13 protein-coding genes are annotated in these 16,500 nt (G+C 72.0%); 8 read left to right on the forward strand and 5 right to left on the reverse strand.

Annotated features, from left to right (window positions below; translation table 11 throughout):
• Positions 1–293: 293 nt before the first annotated feature.
• The gene (locus tag VT52_RS33215; protein WP_046417463.1) at positions 294–716 is read right to left on the reverse strand and encodes a secondary thiamine-phosphate synthase enzyme YjbQ; all 423 of its coding nucleotides are present in this window, start codon (positions 714–716) and stop codon (positions 294–296) included.
• 71 nt (positions 717–787) lie between these two features.
• Between VT52_RS33215 and VT52_RS33220 the strand changes: the two genes are divergently transcribed.
• Positions 788–1,879 carry an NAD(P)-binding domain-containing protein gene (locus tag VT52_RS33220; RefSeq protein ID WP_046417462.1) on the forward strand — a complete coding sequence of 364 codons (1,092 nt, stop codon included), beginning with the start codon at positions 788–790 and terminating at the stop codon, positions 1,877–1,879.
• 43 nt (positions 1,880–1,922) lie between these two features.
• On the opposite strand, the gene mltG is transcribed toward VT52_RS33220, so the two are convergent.
• Together mltG and VT52_RS33230 are read right to left on the reverse strand one after the other, a co-directional pair.
• Positions 1,923–2,828 carry an endolytic transglycosylase MltG gene (mltG, locus tag VT52_RS33225; RefSeq protein WP_046417490.1) on the reverse strand — a complete coding sequence of 302 codons (906 nt, stop codon included), beginning with the start codon at positions 2,826–2,828 and terminating at the stop codon, positions 1,923–1,925.
• Positions 2,829–2,950: 122 nt separating this feature from the next.
• Positions 2,951–4,753 (reverse strand): ABC transporter ATP-binding protein, encoded by a 1,803-nt coding sequence (locus VT52_RS33230; RefSeq protein ID WP_046417460.1) that lies wholly within the window; start codon positions 4,751–4,753, stop codon positions 2,951–2,953.
• A gap of 114 nt (positions 4,754–4,867) precedes the next feature.
• Between VT52_RS33230 and VT52_RS33235 the strand changes: the two genes are divergently transcribed.
• Positions 4,868–5,317, forward strand: coding sequence for a MarR family winged helix-turn-helix transcriptional regulator (locus VT52_RS33235; protein ID WP_046417459.1), 450 nt, complete (start codon positions 4,868–4,870; stop codon positions 5,315–5,317).
• 55 nt (positions 5,318–5,372) lie between these two features.
• Here VT52_RS33235 and VT52_RS33240 read toward each other — a convergent pair whose 3' ends face one another.
• Positions 5,373–6,983 (reverse strand): peptide-N4-asparagine amidase, encoded by a 1,611-nt coding sequence (locus VT52_RS33240; RefSeq protein WP_338059213.1) that lies wholly within the window; start codon positions 6,981–6,983, stop codon positions 5,373–5,375.
• A 140-nt stretch (positions 6,984–7,123) separates the two neighbouring features.
• On the opposite strand from VT52_RS33240, the gene VT52_RS33245 reads away from it, so the two are divergent.
• Positions 7,124–8,722 (forward strand): M1 family metallopeptidase, encoded by a 1,599-nt coding sequence (locus tag VT52_RS33245; protein ID WP_240509982.1) that lies wholly within the window; start codon positions 7,124–7,126, stop codon positions 8,720–8,722.
• A 229-nt stretch (positions 8,723–8,951) separates the two neighbouring features.
• Positions 8,952–10,958 (forward strand): N-acetylmuramoyl-L-alanine amidase, encoded by a 2,007-nt coding sequence (locus VT52_RS33250; RefSeq protein ID WP_079175445.1) that lies wholly within the window; start codon positions 8,952–8,954, stop codon positions 10,956–10,958.
• A 14-nt stretch (positions 10,959–10,972) separates the two neighbouring features.
• On the opposite strand, the gene VT52_RS33255 is transcribed toward VT52_RS33250, so the two are convergent.
• Positions 10,973–11,713, reverse strand: coding sequence for a L,D-transpeptidase family protein (locus VT52_RS33255; RefSeq protein WP_046417457.1), 741 nt, complete (start codon positions 11,711–11,713; stop codon positions 10,973–10,975).
• A gap of 155 nt (positions 11,714–11,868) precedes the next feature.
• Here VT52_RS33255 and VT52_RS33260 point away from each other — a divergent pair, with 155 nt between their 5' ends.
• From VT52_RS33260 to VT52_RS33275, 4 genes are all read left to right on the forward strand, one after another.
• Positions 11,869–13,695, forward strand: coding sequence for an ABC transporter transmembrane domain-containing protein (locus VT52_RS33260; RefSeq protein ID WP_046417455.1), 1,827 nt, complete (start codon positions 11,869–11,871; stop codon positions 13,693–13,695).
• A complete protein-coding gene (locus VT52_RS33265) occupies positions 13,692–15,473 on the forward strand; it encodes an ABC transporter ATP-binding protein (RefSeq protein WP_046417454.1) in 1,782 nt (593 codons plus the stop codon). Before VT52_RS33260 ends, VT52_RS33265 begins: the two co-directional genes overlap by 4 nt.
• A gap of 210 nt (positions 15,474–15,683) precedes the next feature.
• A complete protein-coding gene (locus VT52_RS33270) occupies positions 15,684–16,160 on the forward strand; it encodes a DUF5709 domain-containing protein (RefSeq protein ID WP_046417452.1) in 477 nt (158 codons plus the stop codon).
• 60 nt (positions 16,161–16,220) lie between these two features.
• Positions 16,221–16,490, forward strand: a complete 270-nt coding sequence (locus tag VT52_RS33275; RefSeq protein ID WP_046417451.1) for a type B 50S ribosomal protein L31 — start codon at positions 16,221–16,223, stop codon at positions 16,488–16,490.
• The last annotated feature ends 10 nt before the right edge of the window (positions 16,491–16,500 follow it).

Here is a 16,500-nt window from a genome sequence, read left to right on the forward strand (position 1 = left end):
GCAACCGCGGTTTCCAACCGTAGACGAGACGGGCCAAGGGAAGGTCATACTGAAGGCATACGCAGGCAATGTACTGACGGTGAGACAGTGCCCTGCATAGACGTTGGCCGGCGCTTCGCAGCCAACGGAAGCATTCACGCCTGCGCACAGCAATCCGGTTTCGACGGCCGAGTCACCACTTCGGAGGCGTGGCCTGCCGTTGGAGGCGCGATGGCTCCTGCTCGACGGGCTCACCGCCCTTCACTGGGTCATTGGGCGCGCCCGGAATGATCGCTTCAGTTCCGGCACGTGCATCAACTGAGGAAACTCAGTCGCACCTGACGGTTCGGATTGTCCCTGTTCGTGTCCACCAGACACACCGACTGCCAGGTGCCGAGTTCCAGGCGGCCTGCGATCACCGGCAGGGTCGCGTGTGGCGGGACCAGTGCCGGGAGGACGTGGTCGCGGCCGTGGCCGGGGCTGCCGTGGCGGTGTTGCCAGCGGTCGTCGGCGGGGAGCAGGGTGTGCAGGGCGGCGAGAAGGTCGTCGTCGCTGCCGGCGCCGGTCTCGATGACGGCGATCCCGGCGGTGGCGTGCGGGACGAAGATGTTCAGCAGGCCGTCGCGACCAGCGGCCGCCTGCCGCAGGAAGTCCTCGCAGTCCCGGGTGAGATCGACCACGCGTTCCCGGTTACCGGAGGCGACGTTCAGGACTCGGGTGGTGAAGGCATCTGACATGACGCCCATCCTGGCGCATCGGTACGACACCGGGTGGGAAGAGCCGAACACGGCACGCTGTTGGTAGAAGCGTGAACGAATTGCGTGAGGTCGAGGTGCTCGTCATCGGCGCCGGGCAGGCCGGGCTGTCCAGCGCCTATCACTTGCGCCGCGCCGGGTTCGAGCCGGACCGCGGCTTCGTGGTTCTCGACCACTCCCCCGAGCCCGGCGGCGCCTGGCAGTTCCGCTGGCCCTCACTGACGTACGGCAAGGTGCACGGGATGCACACGCTGCCCGGTATGGAGCTGGCGGACGCCGATCCCGCGCGCCCCTCGGCCGAGGTGATCGGCGCGTACTTCGACCGATACGAACACGCCTTCGACCTGCGGGTGCGGCGCCCGGTGTCGGTGCGGGCGGTGCGCGAGGGGGACGGCGGTCGACTGCTCGTGGAGACATCGGACGGCACGTCCGACGTCACCTGGTCGCCCCGTGCGCTGATCAACGCGACCGGCACCTGGGAGCATCCGTTCTGGCCGCGCTGTCCGGGTCAGGAGACCTTCCGCGGGCGGCAGTTGCACACCGCCTGGTACGCCGGGCCCGAGGAGTTCGCGGGGCAGCGGGTGGTGGTCGTGGGGGGCGGCGCCTCCGGCACCCAGCACCTGCTGGAGCTCGCCCCGTACGCGGCCGCGACCACCTGGGTCACCCGACGGCCGCCGGTCTTCCGCGAGGGCCCGTTCGACGCGGACGCGGGGCGGGCCGCCGTCGCGCTGGTGGAGGAACGGGTGCGCGAGGGGCTGCCGCCGCGCAGCGTGGTCTCGGTCACCGGGCTGCCCCTGAACGACGCGATCCGCCGAGGGCTCGCGGACGGGGTCCTCGACCGGCGGCCGATGTTCGACCGGATAACGCCCGACGGCGTGGAGTGGCGGGACGGCAGCCGTGTGGACGCGGATGTGATCCTGTGGGCGACCGGGTTCCGGGCGTCGCTCGGCCATCTCTCCCCCCTGCGGCTGCGCGCTCCGGGCGGGGGGATACGGGTGGAGGGGACGCGCACGGTGGCCGACCCCCGGATCCACCTCGTCGGCTACGGGCCCTCGGCCAGCACCGTCGGCGCCAACCGGGCCGGCCGCGCGGCCGTACGGGACATCAGGCGACTGCTGGCGGAGGGCCGGCCGGCCGCCGCGTGACGAACCACCGGACCGCACAGCTCGGTCGAACCGGTCGGCGCTCTCAGCCGGCCTTGCCGGACCGTGTCGCGGACGGGGTGGAGGAGTGGTCCGGGGACGGGCTCTGGCCCCCGCTCTGCTGCTTGCCGGCCTTCTGCTGCTCGGAGTTGAACTCCGCCACATTGCGCATGTGTGTGTCGTAGTCGGCGGTGAAGCGCGTGTCGCCGGGCTTCACCGTCACGAAGTACAGCCAGTCGCCCGGCGCCGGATTGATGGCGGCGCGCATCGCGTCCTCGCCGGGATTGCCGATCGGCGTCGGTGGCAGGCCCAAGCGCCGATAGGTGTTGTAGGGGCTGTCGCTCCTGGTGTCCTCCTCGGTGGTGCGCGCGCGGCCCAGCGCGTAGATGAGAGTGGAGTCCAGTTGCAGCGGCATCCCTCGCTCCAGCCGGTTGAGGACGACCCGGGCCACCTTGCCCATGTCCTCCTTCTTCACGGCCTGGGCCTGGACGATGCTGGCAATGGTGAGGGCCTGGTAGACGTTCATCGAGTTGCGCTGCGCCCCGGCCGCGACCGGCGCGCCGTCGAACTTGTCATGGGCGGTGGCCACCATGGACCGCAGCACGGACTCGGGGGTCGCGCCCTTGCTCAGCGGGTAGGAGGTCGGGAAGAGATAGCCCTCCGGGTTGCCCCCGGCGTCCTTGGGCAGCGTCAGCCGGGCCTTGCCTGCCGAGGTACGGGTGCTCCCCGAGGGCAGGGCGAGCGCCTTGTCGATCGCGGCGTAGACCTGGCTCGCACGCCAGCCCTCCGGGACGACGAGCGCGGCGGGCCTGGGCACCTCAGGGTGATCGGCCACCGTCAGCAGCGGCACCGCCACGGCGGTGCCGGCCACGACGGCGCCGGCCACGACGAGGGCGAGTCTGCCCCGGCGTGTCAGTCGGGTCCTTCTCCGTGGCGGAATGTGCGTCAGCATGCGGGAACCGTAATACGCGAAGCCCTGCAAACCCGACATATATTCAGCTTGTCGGCCCAGTCACCCGTCTCAGTCCGCGACTCCGGCCACCTGCCCGGACCCATGGCCTCCGGTCACCGCTCTCACCCGGTCGGCTCCAGCTGCGCGTCCCTGCGCACCAGAGCCGCGTACCGTCCGTCGCGCTCCAGCAGTTCCTCGTGCGTGCCGCGTTCGGCGACGCGCCCGGAGTCCAGCACCACGATCTGGTCGGCGCCACGGACGGTGGACAGCCGGTGGGCGATGGTGATCGTCGTACGGTTCGCCGACAGGGCGTCGATGGCCTCCTGCACGGCGGCCTCGGTCCGGGTGTCCAGGGCGCTGGTCGCCTCGTCCAGGATGAGGACCGGCGGATCGCGCAGGATGGTGCGGGCTATGGCGAGGCGCTGCTTCTCGCCGCCGGAGAAGCGGTGACCGCGCTCGCCCACGACCGTGTCGTAGCCGTCGGGCAGCGCCGCTATGTGGTCGTGGATCTGCGCCGCCCTGGCCGCGGCGTGCAGTTCCTCGTCCGTGGCGCCCGGTTTGGCGAAGCGCAGGTTCTCCGCGACGGAGGCGTGGAACAGGTACGTCTCCTGCGAGACCACACCGACCGCGCGGGCGAGGGTGTCGAAGTCCAGGTCGCGGACGTCGACCCCGTCGAGGGTGACCCGGCCACCGGTGACGTCGTAGAGCCGCGGCACCAGGTAGCCCAGCGTGGACTTGCCCGCGCCGGTGGGACCGACGACCGCGAGGCTGCCGCCGGCGGGGACGGTGACGTCGACGCCGTCGAGGACGGGGCCGCCCTTGTGGTCGTAGCGGAACTCGACCTCCTCGAAGCGGACTTCGCCCTTGACCCGGTCGAGGTGGACCGGCCGGGGCCGCTCGGTGATGTCGATCGGCAGGTCCAGGTACTCGAAGATGCGCTGGAAGAGCGCGAGGGAGGTCTGGATCTGGACGCCGGTGGCCAGCAGGCTCACCGCCGGTCGGAACAGGCCCTGCTGGAGCGAGACGAAGGCGACGATGGTGCCGAGCGAGACCTGGGGGCCGCCGAACTGGAGGGCCAGGCCGGCCGTCCAGTAGATGACGGCGGGCATGGCGGCCATCACGATGGTGATCACGGCCATCCGCCAGCGCCCGGCCATGTTCGACCGGACCTCCAGTTCGACCAGCCGCTCGGACTCTCCGGCGAAGGAGCCGGTCAGCGAATCGGTGCGGCCCATGGTGCGGCCGAGCAGGATACCGCTGACCGAGAGCGACTCGGTGACCGTGGCGGCCATCGCGGCCATCTGCTTCTGGCGCTCGGTGGTGATCCGCTTGCGTTCGTTGCCGACGCGGCGGCTGATCCAGACGAAGGCCGGCAGCAGGAGCAGCGAGACGACGGTGAGCCGCCAGTCGAGGGCGACCATCGCGACGACGGTGGCGACCACGCTGGTGGCGTTGGAGACCAGGGAGGTGGCGGTGGAGGTGACCGTCGCCTGCATGCCGCCGATGTCATTGGCTATGCGGGACTGCACCTCGCCGGTGCGGGTGCGGGTGAAGAAGGCCAGCGACATGCGCTGGAGCCGGCCGTAGACGGCGGTGCGCAGGTCGTGCATGACGCGCTGGCCGACGGTGGTCGAGATCAGCGTCTGGAGCACGCCGAAGACGCTGGAGAGGACCGCGCTGAGGATCATGCCGAGCGCGAGCAGGCTCAGCAGGCCGGTGCGGCCGCGCGGGATGGCGACGTCGAGGATCTCCTTGAGCAGGAACGGCGTGGCCACCGAGACCAGCGAGGAGGCGCCGACCAGCAGGCCGACGACGGCGAGCCGCCCGCGGTAGGGACGGAACAGCTTGAGGATCCGCCGCCACTGCCGGGGCCTGTCCTTGGCGTCGGCGGGCGGGGTCCAGGAGGATTCACGGTCGGGATGCATGGGCTCCTACGGAGGTGAGCGGTCGCGGGCCGGGGCCGGCCGACGATGACGGAACGGATCGTAGCTCATTGTTACCTACACTCACAATGAACCGCATCCTGATATTGTTCCCGCATGACCACCCCCGACCCCGAGGGACTGCTCGCCGAGCAGTTGCTGCGACTCACCCGCCGGGTGCACCGCATCCAGAAGCGCCATCTGGAACAGCGCGAGCTGGGCATCACACCCGCCCAGTCCCGGTTGCTGCGCACCCTCGCGCACTACCCCTCCCCTCCGCGCATGACCGACCTCGCCGAGCGCCTGGAGGTGGTGCCGCGCGCGGTGACGACGCTGGTCGACGCGCTGGAGGCGAGCGGCAAGGTGCGCCGGGCGGCGGACCCGGCGAACCGGCGCGTGACCCGGATCGAGCTGACCGACGAGGGGCGCGCGGCCCTGCGCGAACTGCGCGGGGCGCGCCGCTCGGCGGCCGAGGAGATACTCGCCCCGCTCACCGAGAAGGAGCGCGAAGTGCTCGGCGTCCTGCTGGACACCCTGGTCGACGGGGAAGCCGCCAAGTCCTGCTGACCCCCCGGTGCGACAGGCGGGACCGGCCGCGCCGAAGGGCTTCCGGACAGAGCTGCTAGCAGCCCTTGCGGTCCAGCGTCAGCGCTCCCTGCGCGGTGGCCAGCGTGTGGTCGTAGCAGCCGCCCGAGCCGTACGAGCGGTAGCGCTCCGACGAAGTGCCGACCGCGTGCCGCTGCTCGCGCGGGGCGTCGAGGGTGTAGGAGGCGTCTCCGCGGTAGGTGTCGTCCAGCCGCGACCACGTCATGCGCCGGCCGCCGCGCAGCTCGGTCTCGACGGCGCGGTCGCCGAGCGTCAGCACGGTGCGCAGCCGGCTGTCGGAGCCGATGGTGGTGGCGCCGTCGAGGGTGTACGTCCGCAGCGTGTGCGCCGACCGGGCGGGGCCGGACCCGGTGGTGGTGACGGTCTGGTCGTCGGTCCAGGTCGCGTCCAGCCCGTCCGAGTTCTCGTCATCGGTCCAGCGGTGGACGGACGTGTCGCAGAGGGTCCGGGTGACGGTGGTGGTCACTCGTCCGTGGGAGGTGTCGAGATATCCGCTGACGGTGAGCCGGTGCCCGGCGTCGGTGTCCACCCGGTTCTCCGAACCAGGCGTGTAGGTGGAGGTGTTGGCCATGCCTGTCGCCGCGTCCTCGGTGACCGCCCCGGTGAGGTGGTCGCGGTGCGCGTCCTGCCAGACCAGCACGTTCACCGGAGTGCTCCAGCCGGCCTGCCCCGCCGGCACGCCCACCACGGACACCTCGACGTGGTGCGGACGGCCGTCGTCCAGCAGCCCGGCGAAGGGCGTGAGGTCGTACTCGATGGGCCGGACGTCGAACGCGCCGGGGGCGGGTATGACGTACCAGAGGAACGGGTCGGACCAGCCGCCGGTCCAGACGTTCGGAAAGGGGGCGGCGATGCCCGCCGTCCGGCCGTCGACCTTGATCTGCACCTCGCGGTAGGGGCCGTGATCGGCCTTGCAGGAGTACGACGCGGGGTCGGCCACCGTCAAGTACCAGAACTCCTCGCAGCCGCCGCCGGATCCGGTCGCGTAGACCTCGGCGACGATCCGCTCGCTGTTGCGCGGCGCGGTGAGCGTCGTGCCGTCGGGCGTGTCCGTGAGGGTGAGCACACGGTCCGGGGTCCGTTCGGCGGGACCGCCCGCGTAGAACGTCAGGGTGACGTGGACGTCGATGACGCCGGTGTAGGTGCCGTCGACCACGTTACCGATCAGCATCTCGACATCCCGCGGGCTGCGGAAGGTGTCGCTGTAGCGGGTGACGTCCTTCTCGACGTGCCAGGCGATGCCGTCCGGCGAGGGCTCCGGCGTGGAGGTGCGCAGGATCTCGACCCCGCCGACGTGCAGATAGCCGAGCCGGTCGTACTGACGGCCCTTCACCGTGCCGTCCAGGCGGAGTACGACCTTGCTCCACCGGTCGCCGCAGCCCTTGGGCGGGGTGTACGTGCCCCGATAGGGGGTGAAGTCGCGGAACTGCGTGTCGGCCAGGGTGACCTGGCAGGACTTGGTGTGCGGCCGGGCGACGGGCGGGGCGGCGGTCACCGGATCGTGCCAGTCGGTGCCGAACTCGGCGGGGACGTCGGCGGTCCGCGCGGTCGCGGTCCCGGCGCCGAAGAGCGCGCCGACCAGGAGGACCGCCACGGCAAGCATGGACATGACTATCCGTTGTCTCATGGGCGGTGTTCTACGGGGAGTTGGGCGCGCCCGCAATGAGGCATCGAGGAGGGGAGCCCGCCGCACGGACCACATCTGGCGCGTTGTCACTCTGACAGACATTTAGTGCTATGAGCTGATCAGGCTGACATAGTGCGCTCATGGAGATCATGTCAGTGGACAGCCCGGCGGGACCCCCCAGCCAGGGGCCAGGGAAGGCGGGCGGAACGAGACGCCACCGCCGCACGGCCCTCGCCCTCGCCGGTGCCCTCACTCTCACCGGGGCCGCCATCTGCTACGACCTGCTCCCGCGCACGGGCCACGGCGCACGCGCGCCCGGCCCGGCCGCCGCACCGGGGCACGCCGCCGCCCCGGGCCCGGCGGAAGGCGCTCCCCCGTCCCCGGGCGCCCCCGGCATCGGCGACCCGCTGATGCCGCTCGCCGGAAACGGCGGCTACACCGTCCGCCGTTACACGCTGGACTTCGACTGGCAGGCGCCGCGGACGCCGTTCGAGGCGGGCGCCACCATCGACGCCGCCGCCACCCAGGCGCTGTCCCGCTTCGACCTCGACTTCGCGGGCAACACGCTGCACCGGGTCACGGTCGACGGCGCACCGGCCGGATTCGTACGCGCCGGAGACGAACTCGCCGTCACCCCCGCCCGGCCGATCCCTCGCGGCCACGCCTTCACCGTCCACGTCGCCTACACCGCCGATCCCACCCGGCAGCGCCACCGTGACGACGCGATCCGGGACTACGGCTGGGTGCCCACCCCCGACGGCACGGTGGTCTGCGCCCAGCCCGACGGCGCCAAGATGATCTTTCCGGCGGACGACCATCCGAGCCTGCGCGCACCGATCACCTTTCACGTCACCACCCCCGCGGACATCGGCGCGGTGGCCAACGGACGCCTCGTCAGCACGACCAAGCTGCCGGGCGGCCGCGTCGAACGGACCTACGACTCCGAGCAGCCGATCGCGGCTCAGCTGGTCCAGCTGGCGATCGGCAGGTTCCGCGTCGTCAACAGCCGGGGGCCGCACGGACTGCCGGTCCGTGACGTGGTCCCGGACGACCTCGTCGGCGACACCGAGGAGTACCGCTCACTCACCCCGGAGCACCTGGCCTGGCTCGAACAGCGGCTCGGACCGTATCCGTTCCGCCGGTACGGCGTGCTGGTCGGGGACACCGAACTGCCGGTGGCGCTGGAGACCCAGTCGTTGTCAGTCGTACCGAAGGACGATCTGCTCGGCGGCCGGGTCCAGGCGGAACGCAATCTCGTGCACGAGCTGACGCACCATTGGACCGGGGACAGCGTCGCCATCCGGCGCTGGTCCGACCTGTGGCTGAGCGAAGGTCACGCCCGCTTCTACGAACGGCTGTACTCCGACTCGCACGGCGGCGTCAGCCTGGACGACGCGATGCGCGACGCCTACGAGCAGCACGACCAGTGGCGCCACGACGACGGCGCGCCCGCCGAACCCGGCGCCGGCACGCTGTTCAAGGTGATGCGCTACGACGGGTCGGCCCTGGTGCTGTACGCCCTGCGGGAGAAGGTCGGCGCCGGGGTCTTCGAGCGGATCGAGAAGTCCTGGGTGAGCACCTACCGGGGCCGCGCGGCGGGCACCCGGGACTTCGTCGACCTCGCCTCCCGGGTCGCGAAGCAGGATCTGAGACCCTTTCTGACCGCCTGGCTCTACGGACCGCACACCCCGCCCATGCCGGGCCACCCCGACTGGCGGGTCGACCCGGTCGAGGACTGACCCGGATGTCCTCCGTCACCCGCCCGGACGGGTGCCCGCGCTGACGGGCCGTCGGAGCGGAGCCGCTGCCCGCCGACCGGGTGGCCTCTGCCGGGCCGCTGGTCCACCCCGGTGACGGTTGGCGCGACGGGACACGCGGGGCACGGAAACGTACAAGGGGTGGTTGTCAGGGGCAACTCCATTGTCCTGGCTGCGAAGAGCGCGATGAACATGTTTGGAGACCCGTGCCATGAAAAGACCCACCGCCCCACGTGTCCCCAACGGCCGCGTGTGCCGTCTGACCGCATGCGCCATCGGATCGGCGGCCCTGCTGGCGCCGCTGCTGCTCACCCCGATGACCGACGACGACGCGCCCGAGCAGCGCCTCCAGATCGCCTTCACCGACGCCGCCCACGACTTCCATGTGCCACGCAGTGTGCTGATGAGCGTGTCCTATGTGCAGACCCGCTGGGACGCCCACCCGGGCTCCCCGAGTGTCGCGGGCGGCTACGGGCCGATGCATCTGGTGGACACCAGCCGGTTCCCGGCCGCATCGCCCACCCCCGGCGTCCAGGGCGGTGGCGCGCTCCAGCCCAGCGCGGGGGCGGCGGGCGCGCCGGCCGCGCGGCCGGACGGTGTCCTGGCCGGCCGGTCCGTGAAGCCGGCGGACCTCCAGCGCGCCGCCCGGCTGACCGACGTCCCGGCCGGGCGCCTGCGCACGGACGCCGCCGCCAATGTGCGCGGCGGCGCCGCCCTGCTGGCGGCGACCCAGCAGCAGCTGGGCAAGCCCTTGAGCGAGGATCCGGCGGACTGGTGGGAGGCGGTGGAACGTTTCCCCGGCACTCCTGACATCACCTCGGCCGCCACCTATGCGAACGATGTCTTCGCGGTGATCCGCAAGGGCGCCCACCGCACCACCGCCGAGGGACAGGAGGTCTCTCTGCCCGCGAGCCCCTCCGTGCGCCCCCACACCGTCCGGACCGAGAAGCCCCGGCACGCCAAGGGGACGGAGTGCCCGGCCGAGGTGTCCTGCGACTGGCTCGCGGCGCCGTACGTGGAGATCGACGACGACGGCGACTACGGCAACCACGACCTCGCCGACCGGCCGCGCGACCAGAAGATCGAGTACATCGTCATCCACGACACCGAGGCCAGGCTGTCGAGCATGTTCCAGACGGTCCAGGACCCGACCGAGGCGTCCTGGCACTACTCGATCCGCTCCAGCGACGGCCACGTCACCCAGCACATCCAGACCAAGGACGAGGCCTGGCACTCCGGCAACCAGTACGTCAACGCCCGCTCCATCGGCATCGAGCACGAGGGCTTCCTGCGGCAGCCGGGCACCTGGTTCACCGAACAGATGTACAGGACCTCGGCCCGCCTGGTGCGCTACCTGGCCAAGAAGTACGGCATCCCGCTCGACCGGCAGCACATCTTCGGCCACGACAACGTGCCCTCGCCGACCGGTGACTCCATCCCGGACATGCACGACGACCCGGGCCCCTTCTGGGACTGGCGCCACTACTTCGACCTCCTCGGCGCACCCCTCAAGGCCACCGCCGGGCCGAACAGCGACATGGTGACGATCCTGCCCGACTACGCCACCCACTCGCCCAAGTTCACGGGCTGCCTCAAGCCCGGGGCACCGTGCCCGAAACACGGTTCCAGCGCCGTCCGCATGTACACCCGTCCCGACGAGAGGGCACCGCTGATCCAGGACCCGGGCCGTCACCCGGACGGCGGGGAGTCCACGCTGGACGTCGACGACCTGGGGGCGCGTGCCTCCGCCGGGCAGACCTTCGCGGTCGCCGAACGCCGCGGCGACTGGACGGCGGTCTGGTACCAGGGCCGCAAGGCATGGTTCAAGAACCCGAAGAAGCAGGCGACGGCTGTCGGCGCGGCCGGCAAGATGGTGACGCCCAAGGCGGGCCTGGACGAGATCCCGGTCTTCGGTCGTGCCCTGCCCGAGGAGGACGCCTATCCGGAGGGCATGGAGGAGGAGCCCGAGGCACCGCTCCCCTACCACTTCCGCGCGGGCCAGCGGTACGTCACCGAGGGCACCATCGACAGTTCCTTCGTGCCGCGCTCGGCCTTCGTCGAAAGCCCGGAGCCGGTGGTCAAGGGCGACGAGACCTACTACCAGATCCAGTTCGACCACCGGATCGCCTACGTCCGCTCCAGCGATGTGGACGTGGTCGGCTCGACCGTCGCGGCGGGACCTTCCTCGGCGACCCGGGGCGGCTCGACGGACAACTGACGGCCGCGCGGCCCTCAGGCGCCGAGATCCGCCCGGTCCCCCATCACCACCACGGGGTGCCGGGCCGGGTCGAGCGTGCGCAGCAGCGTCTCCATGGCGCTCTTCGGCATGCTCACGCAGGCCGAGGTGCCGCTCCCGTGGTCCAGGTGGAGCCAGATCCCGCCGCCCTTGTCCGCGCCCCAGGGGCGGGCGGCGTCGCGAGGCGGGGTGCCCGGCACACGGTTGTAGTCGATGGCGATGACGTAGCCGAAGTCGTGCTGGTACGCCTTGGGCCATGCCTTCGGGGACGCGTAGGCGTAGGTGTTGTGGTCGTACGGCAGCTTGCTCCCCGGATCGGCGAAGGTACCGCCCGCGTCGGACAGCGTGAAGACGCCCACCGGGCTGCGCTTGTCGTCCTCGTGGTGGTCGAAGGTCCAGCCGCGCCGCCCGTTGTGCGCCGCCCAGCTGCCCTCCCGGTGCCAGCCACCGCCCTGCCGCACGTAGAGCACGACTTCGGACTCGGCGGAATCCCGGCTCTTGCCGTACACCGCCACGACCTGGCGGGACCGTGCCGGTATCCGCGCGTACAGACGTCTGCCGACACCCGGTACGCGGGCCGGGTCGGGGGCGTGCGCGGTGCCGGAAGCGGTCGACGCGGCCGGGCCGTGGCCGCCGGGCGCGGTGCTGGGCGAGGCCGTGCGACAGGCCGAAAGGGTCGCGAGGAGCAGGGTTCCGAGGACCGCCGCCAAGCGCCTTGAGCGCCGCACACTGTCCATATGCACCCGGCCATGCTGACATGACGGCCGATTGACGCGAAAACCGTTTGAAATTCACGACTCTGCGAAGCGACCCTTTCACGGCTTGTCCCGGGCCGCCGCCACCCCCGGCTGCCGCCGTCGTCTGACACGCTGTCACGAGCCATCTGGACGTCATGCAGATTCACGACCTTCCCTATCCCGACCCCGGCGTGCCCGACGCACGCTCGGGGCCCCGATTCCTGTGGTGGCTCTGGCGCAACCAGCTGGGCGGCCAGCTCAAGGCGTTGGCCTGGGGACTGCTCCATTTCGTCGCCGTCTCCGCGCTGCCCTTCTGCGTCGGCTTCGCCGTACAGGCCGTCGTGGACCGGTCCGGCACCCGGCTGGCCCTGACGGGCGCTCTGATGCTGTTGTGCGGCACGGCCATCGCGGTGGGCGACACCTTCCTGCACCGGGCCGCCGTCACCAACTGGATCACCGCAGCCGCCCGCGTCCAGCAGCTCCTCGCCCGCAAAGCGGCCGAACTCGGCTCGGTGCTCACCCGGCGGGTGGCGGCCGGCGAGGTGGTCGCCGTGTCCACCGGAGACGTGGAGAAGATCGGCTGGTTCGTGGAGGCGGTGTCCCGCTTCACCGCCGCCGCGGTGACGGTGGTCGTCGTCTGTGCCGGCCTCCTCGTCTACCAGCCCGCGCTCGGCACGGTGGTCGCCGCCGGACTCCCCGTCGTGGCGGTCGCCGTGCTACCGCTGCTGCCGCGCGCCACCCGCCGCGCGGACGTACAGCGCGAAAAGGCGGGTCGCGCCACCGAGCTGGCCTCGGACACCGTCGCCGGACTGCGGGTGCTGCGCGGGATCGGCGGCGAGGAACTCTTCCTCGACCGCTACCGCCACGCCTCCCAGGAGGTGCGGCACGCGGCCGTGCGCAGCGCCCGTATGTGGTCGCTGATCTCTGCCGTGCAGGTGCTGCTACCGGGTCTGCTGCTGATCGCGGTCGTCTGGTACGGCGTGCATCTGGTCCGCGAGGGCCGCATCGCCGTCGGTGAACTGGTCACCGTCTACAGCTCGGTGATGGTCCTCAGCTATCCCTTGCAGCACTTCGAAGAGATCGCGATGTCCTACTCCTTCTCCCGCCCGTCGGCCAAGCGAGCCGCACGGGTGCTGTCGTTGGAAAGGTCGGCGGTGGCGGGGGGAGCCGCTCGCGGAGCGGCGGGCGGTGACCGGGCGGAGGTGCCCCGCGGCGATCTGTACGACCCCGCCACCGGACTGAGCGCCCCGGCCGGCCGGCTCACCGCGGTGGTGTGCGGCGATCCGGACACGGCAGGCCGGCTCGCGGAACGGCTCGGCGGCCACCCCACCGAACCGGGCCGCCCTGTGCTGCTCGGCGGGACGCCCCTGGACGGCCTCCCCCTGGACCTCGCCCGGACCGCCGTCCTCGTCCAGGACAAGGACCCGGTGCTGCTCTCCGGCACCCTGCGCGAGCTGCTCGACGTGCCCGCGTCCGGCGCCGTCACGGCCGCGGACGCGCTCGCGGCCGCGCGGTGCGAGGACGTTCTGGACGCCCTGGTGCAGGGCTCCCTGGTCGCCGCCGACCCGATGGACGCCCGCATCACCGAGCGCGGGCGGTCCCTGTCCGGCGGCCAGCGCCAACGGCTCGCCCTGGCCCGGTCCCTGGTCACCGACCCGGAAGTGCTGGTCCTGGACGAGCCGACCTCCGCGGTCGACTCGCACACCGAGGCACGCATCGCCGAGGGACTGCGCCGACTGCGCTCGGGGCGCACGACGGTGGTGTTCACCTCCTCACCGCTGCTCCTGGAGCGCGCCGACCGGGTGGTCCTGGTCCACGAGGACGAGGTCGTGGCGACCGGGACGCACCGGGAGCTGTTCGAGAGCGATCCCCGGTACCGGGCCGTGGTGACAAGGGAGACGGACGACCAACCGGCCGCCGACGACGAGGACGCCCTGCTGGACGCCCTCGGGGAGCTTGCAGAGATCGAGGAGAGCGCATGATCGGCGTCGCACCACCGGCCCACGACCCGGCGGCCCCGACGACCGCCGCCACCCTGCCCGTCGGCACGGCCGCGACCGTTCGCGCCTACGTCGCCGAGCTGTTCCGCCGGCATCGCCGGGCCTTCCTGCTGCTGATCACCGTGAACACGGTGGCCGTGATCGCCTCGATGACCGGTCCCTACCTGCTCGGCGACCTGGTCCAGCGCCTGTCGGACGGCGAACGGGAGCTGCGTCTCGGCCTCACCACCGGCCTGTTCCTGCTGGCGCTCGCCGTACAGGCGGTGTTCGTCCGGCAGGTGCGGCTGCGCGGTGCGATGCTCGGCGAACGGATGCTCGCCGACCTGCGCGAGGACTTCCTCGTCCGCTCGGTCGGCCTGCCCCCGGGCGTGCTGGAGCGCGCGGGCACCGGCGACCTGCTCTCCCGCATCACCACCGACATCGACCGGCTGGCCAACGCCATGCGCGAGGCCGTACCGCAGCTCGCGATCGGTGTCGTATGGGCCCTGCTGCTGCTCGGCGGGCTGGTGGTGACGGCCCCGCCGCTCGCGGCCGCCGTGCTGCTCGCCGTGCCGGTGCTGGTGGCCGGGTGCCGCTGGTACTTCAAGCGGGCACCCGCCGGCTACCGCTCGGAGGCCGCCGGGTACGCGGCCGTCGCCGCCGCGCTCGCCGAGACCGTGGACGCGGGTCACACCGTCGAGGCGCACCGTCTGGGCGCACGCCGCGTCGCCCTGTCCGAGCAGCGGATCAAGTCCTGGACCGCGTGGGAGAGGTACACGCTCTGGCTGCGGTCCGTGCTGTTCCCTGTCATCAACGCCACCCATGTCATCGTCCTCGGCTCGGTCCTGATGGTGGGCGGAACGCTCGTCCTGCACGGCTGGCTGGGGGTGGGGCGGCTGATCACCGGCGCGCTCGTGGCCCAGATGCTCGTCGACCCGGTCAACCTGATCCTGCGCTGGTACGACGAGGTGCAGGTGGCCCAGGTGTCGCTCGCCCGCCTCGTCGGGGTCCGGGAGATCGAGCCGGGCGCCGGGGACGCGTCGGTGGCGCCCGAGGGACGGGACGTGCACGCCGACCGGGTGCGCTTCGGCTACCGGGAGGGCGTCGACGTGCTGCGCGAGGTTTCCCTCAGGGTCGCGCCGGGCAGCCGGCTCGCCCTGGTCGGCCCCTCGGGCGCGGGCAAATCCACCCTGGGACGGCTGCTCGCCGGGATCTACGCGCCCCGGGACGGCCGGATCACCCTCGGTGGGGCCGAGCTGGCCCGGATGCCGGCCGAACGTGTCCGCTCGCACGTCGCCCTGGTCAACCAGGAACATCACGTCTTCGTCGGCTCCCTGCGGGACAACCTCCTGCTGGCCCGCGAGGGCGCCGACGACGCGGAGCTGTGGGCGGCCCTGGGCGCCGTGGACGCCGACGGCTGGGCTCGGGCGCTGGACGAGGGCCTGGACACCGAGGTCGGGTCCGGCGGGCTGACGCTGACCCCGGCGCAGGCCCAGCAGATCGCGCTGGCCCGGCTGGTGCTGGCCGATCCGCACACACTGGTCCTGGACGAGGCGACGTCGCTCCTGGACCCGCGCGCGGCCCGTCATCTGGAGCGGTCCCTGGCCCGGGTCCTGGACGGCCGCACGGTCGTCGCCATCGCCCACCGGCTGCACACCGCCCACGACGCCGATGTGATCGCCGTGGTGGAGGCCGGGCGGATCAGCGAGCTGGGCAGTCATGACGACCTGGTCACGGCGGGCGGCGCCTACGCCGCCCTGTGGCGGTCCTGGCACGGCTGAGTGCCCGGCCCCGGCGGTCCCCTCGTGGGTTGCCCGGGGCCCGTGCCGTTGCGCGGTGGTGAGCAGCAGTGGAAGGCTGGGGAACGGCACCGGCTCGGGTTTCGCCCGGGAACCTCCCGGTCCGCGCCGTGCGACATCCGTGCCGCGTGTGCCGACGGCCCGCCGCCCACTTGGGCGGCAACCGGCCGTCCTCACCACCTGGAGGTAGTCGTGGACAGCGCCGACAGCTGGGGGGACGACGTCTACCAGCCCGATCCCGATCCCTCCGAGGGCCGGGAGGACTCGGGGGTGCTCGACGTCGAGGACACTCTGGACTTCGACGGTGTCGACGACCCCCTCGACCGCGGCTGGTCTCCTCCGGAGCGCCCCTGGGCGGTGGAACACGACGGCGTGACCGCGGCGGAGCGCAAGGCGGGCGAGACCCTCGACCAGCGCCTCGCCGAGGAGATACCCGACCGGGAGGCTCCCGACGGCGACGGCATCGGCGATTGCGCGGGCACCGACGGGGAACTCCTCGACAACGAGGTCGGCGATCTGCGCTCCGGCCGCCTGGTGGCACCCGACGAGGGAGCGCACGAGGACGAGGAGGCCGCCCTCGTGGCCAGCGACGTCGGCATCGACGGCGCCGCGGCCTCCGCCGAGGAGGCCGCGATGCACATCGTGGACGAGGACTCCCTCTCGGGTTGACCTCCGGGCCACGGCGGCCCCGTCCGCGCCCGGCCCGGCCACCCCGCACAAGGAGCCGCCATGCAGCAGGACAAGCACCCCGAGTACCACGCCGTGGTCTTCCGGGACCGCGCCGCCGGCTACGCGTTCCTGACCCGGTCCACCGCGCGGAGCGAGCAGAGGATCGACTGGGACGACGGCGAGTCCTACCCGGTGATCGACGTGGAGATCTCCTCGGAGAGCCACCCCTTCTACACCGGCAAGGCCCGCCAGGTCGACACCGAGGGCCGCATCGCCCGCTTCGAGCGCCGCTACGGCGAGGCGGGCGCGGGCGCGGGCGACGCCACCTGATCCGGCCTGC

Origin of the sequence: Streptomyces malaysiense (assembly GCF_000980885.2) — a bacterium.
In the GTDB taxonomy this organism is placed as follows: Bacteria; Actinomycetota; Actinomycetes; order Streptomycetales; family Streptomycetaceae; genus Streptomyces; species Streptomyces malaysiense.

Excerpts from the sequence above, each read along its gene's own strand:
- VT52_RS33250 (WP_079175445.1), top strand. The coding sequence starts at position 8,952 with ATGAAAAGACCCACCGCCCCACGTGTCCCCAACGGCCGCGTGTGCCGT.
- VT52_RS33235 (WP_046417459.1), top strand. The coding sequence starts at position 4,868 with ATGACCACCCCCGACCCCGAGGGACTGCTCGCCGAGCAGTTGCTGCGA.
- VT52_RS33230 (WP_046417460.1), bottom strand. The coding sequence starts at position 4,753 with ATGCATCCCGACCGTGAATCCTCCTGGACCCCGCCCGCCGACGCCAAG.
- VT52_RS33265 (WP_046417454.1), top strand. The coding sequence starts at position 13,692 with ATGATCGGCGTCGCACCACCGGCCCACGACCCGGCGGCCCCGACGACC.
- VT52_RS33255 (WP_046417457.1), bottom strand. The coding sequence starts at position 11,713 with ATGGACAGTGTGCGGCGCTCAAGGCGCTTGGCGGCGGTCCTCGGAACC.
- VT52_RS33260 (WP_046417455.1), top strand. The coding sequence starts at position 11,869 with ATGCAGATTCACGACCTTCCCTATCCCGACCCCGGCGTGCCCGACGCA.
- VT52_RS33245 (WP_240509982.1), top strand. The coding sequence starts at position 7,124 with ATGGAGATCATGTCAGTGGACAGCCCGGCGGGACCCCCCAGCCAGGGG.
- VT52_RS33215 (WP_046417463.1), bottom strand. The coding sequence starts at position 716 with ATGTCAGATGCCTTCACCACCCGAGTCCTGAACGTCGCCTCCGGTAAC.
- VT52_RS33240 (WP_338059213.1), bottom strand. The coding sequence starts at position 6,983 with ATGAGACAACGGATAGTCATGTCCATGCTTGCCGTGGCGGTCCTCCTG.
- VT52_RS33275 (WP_046417451.1), top strand. The coding sequence starts at position 16,221 with ATGCAGCAGGACAAGCACCCCGAGTACCACGCCGTGGTCTTCCGGGAC.
- mltG (WP_046417490.1), bottom strand. The coding sequence starts at position 2,828 with ATGCTGACGCACATTCCGCCACGGAGAAGGACCCGACTGACACGCCGG.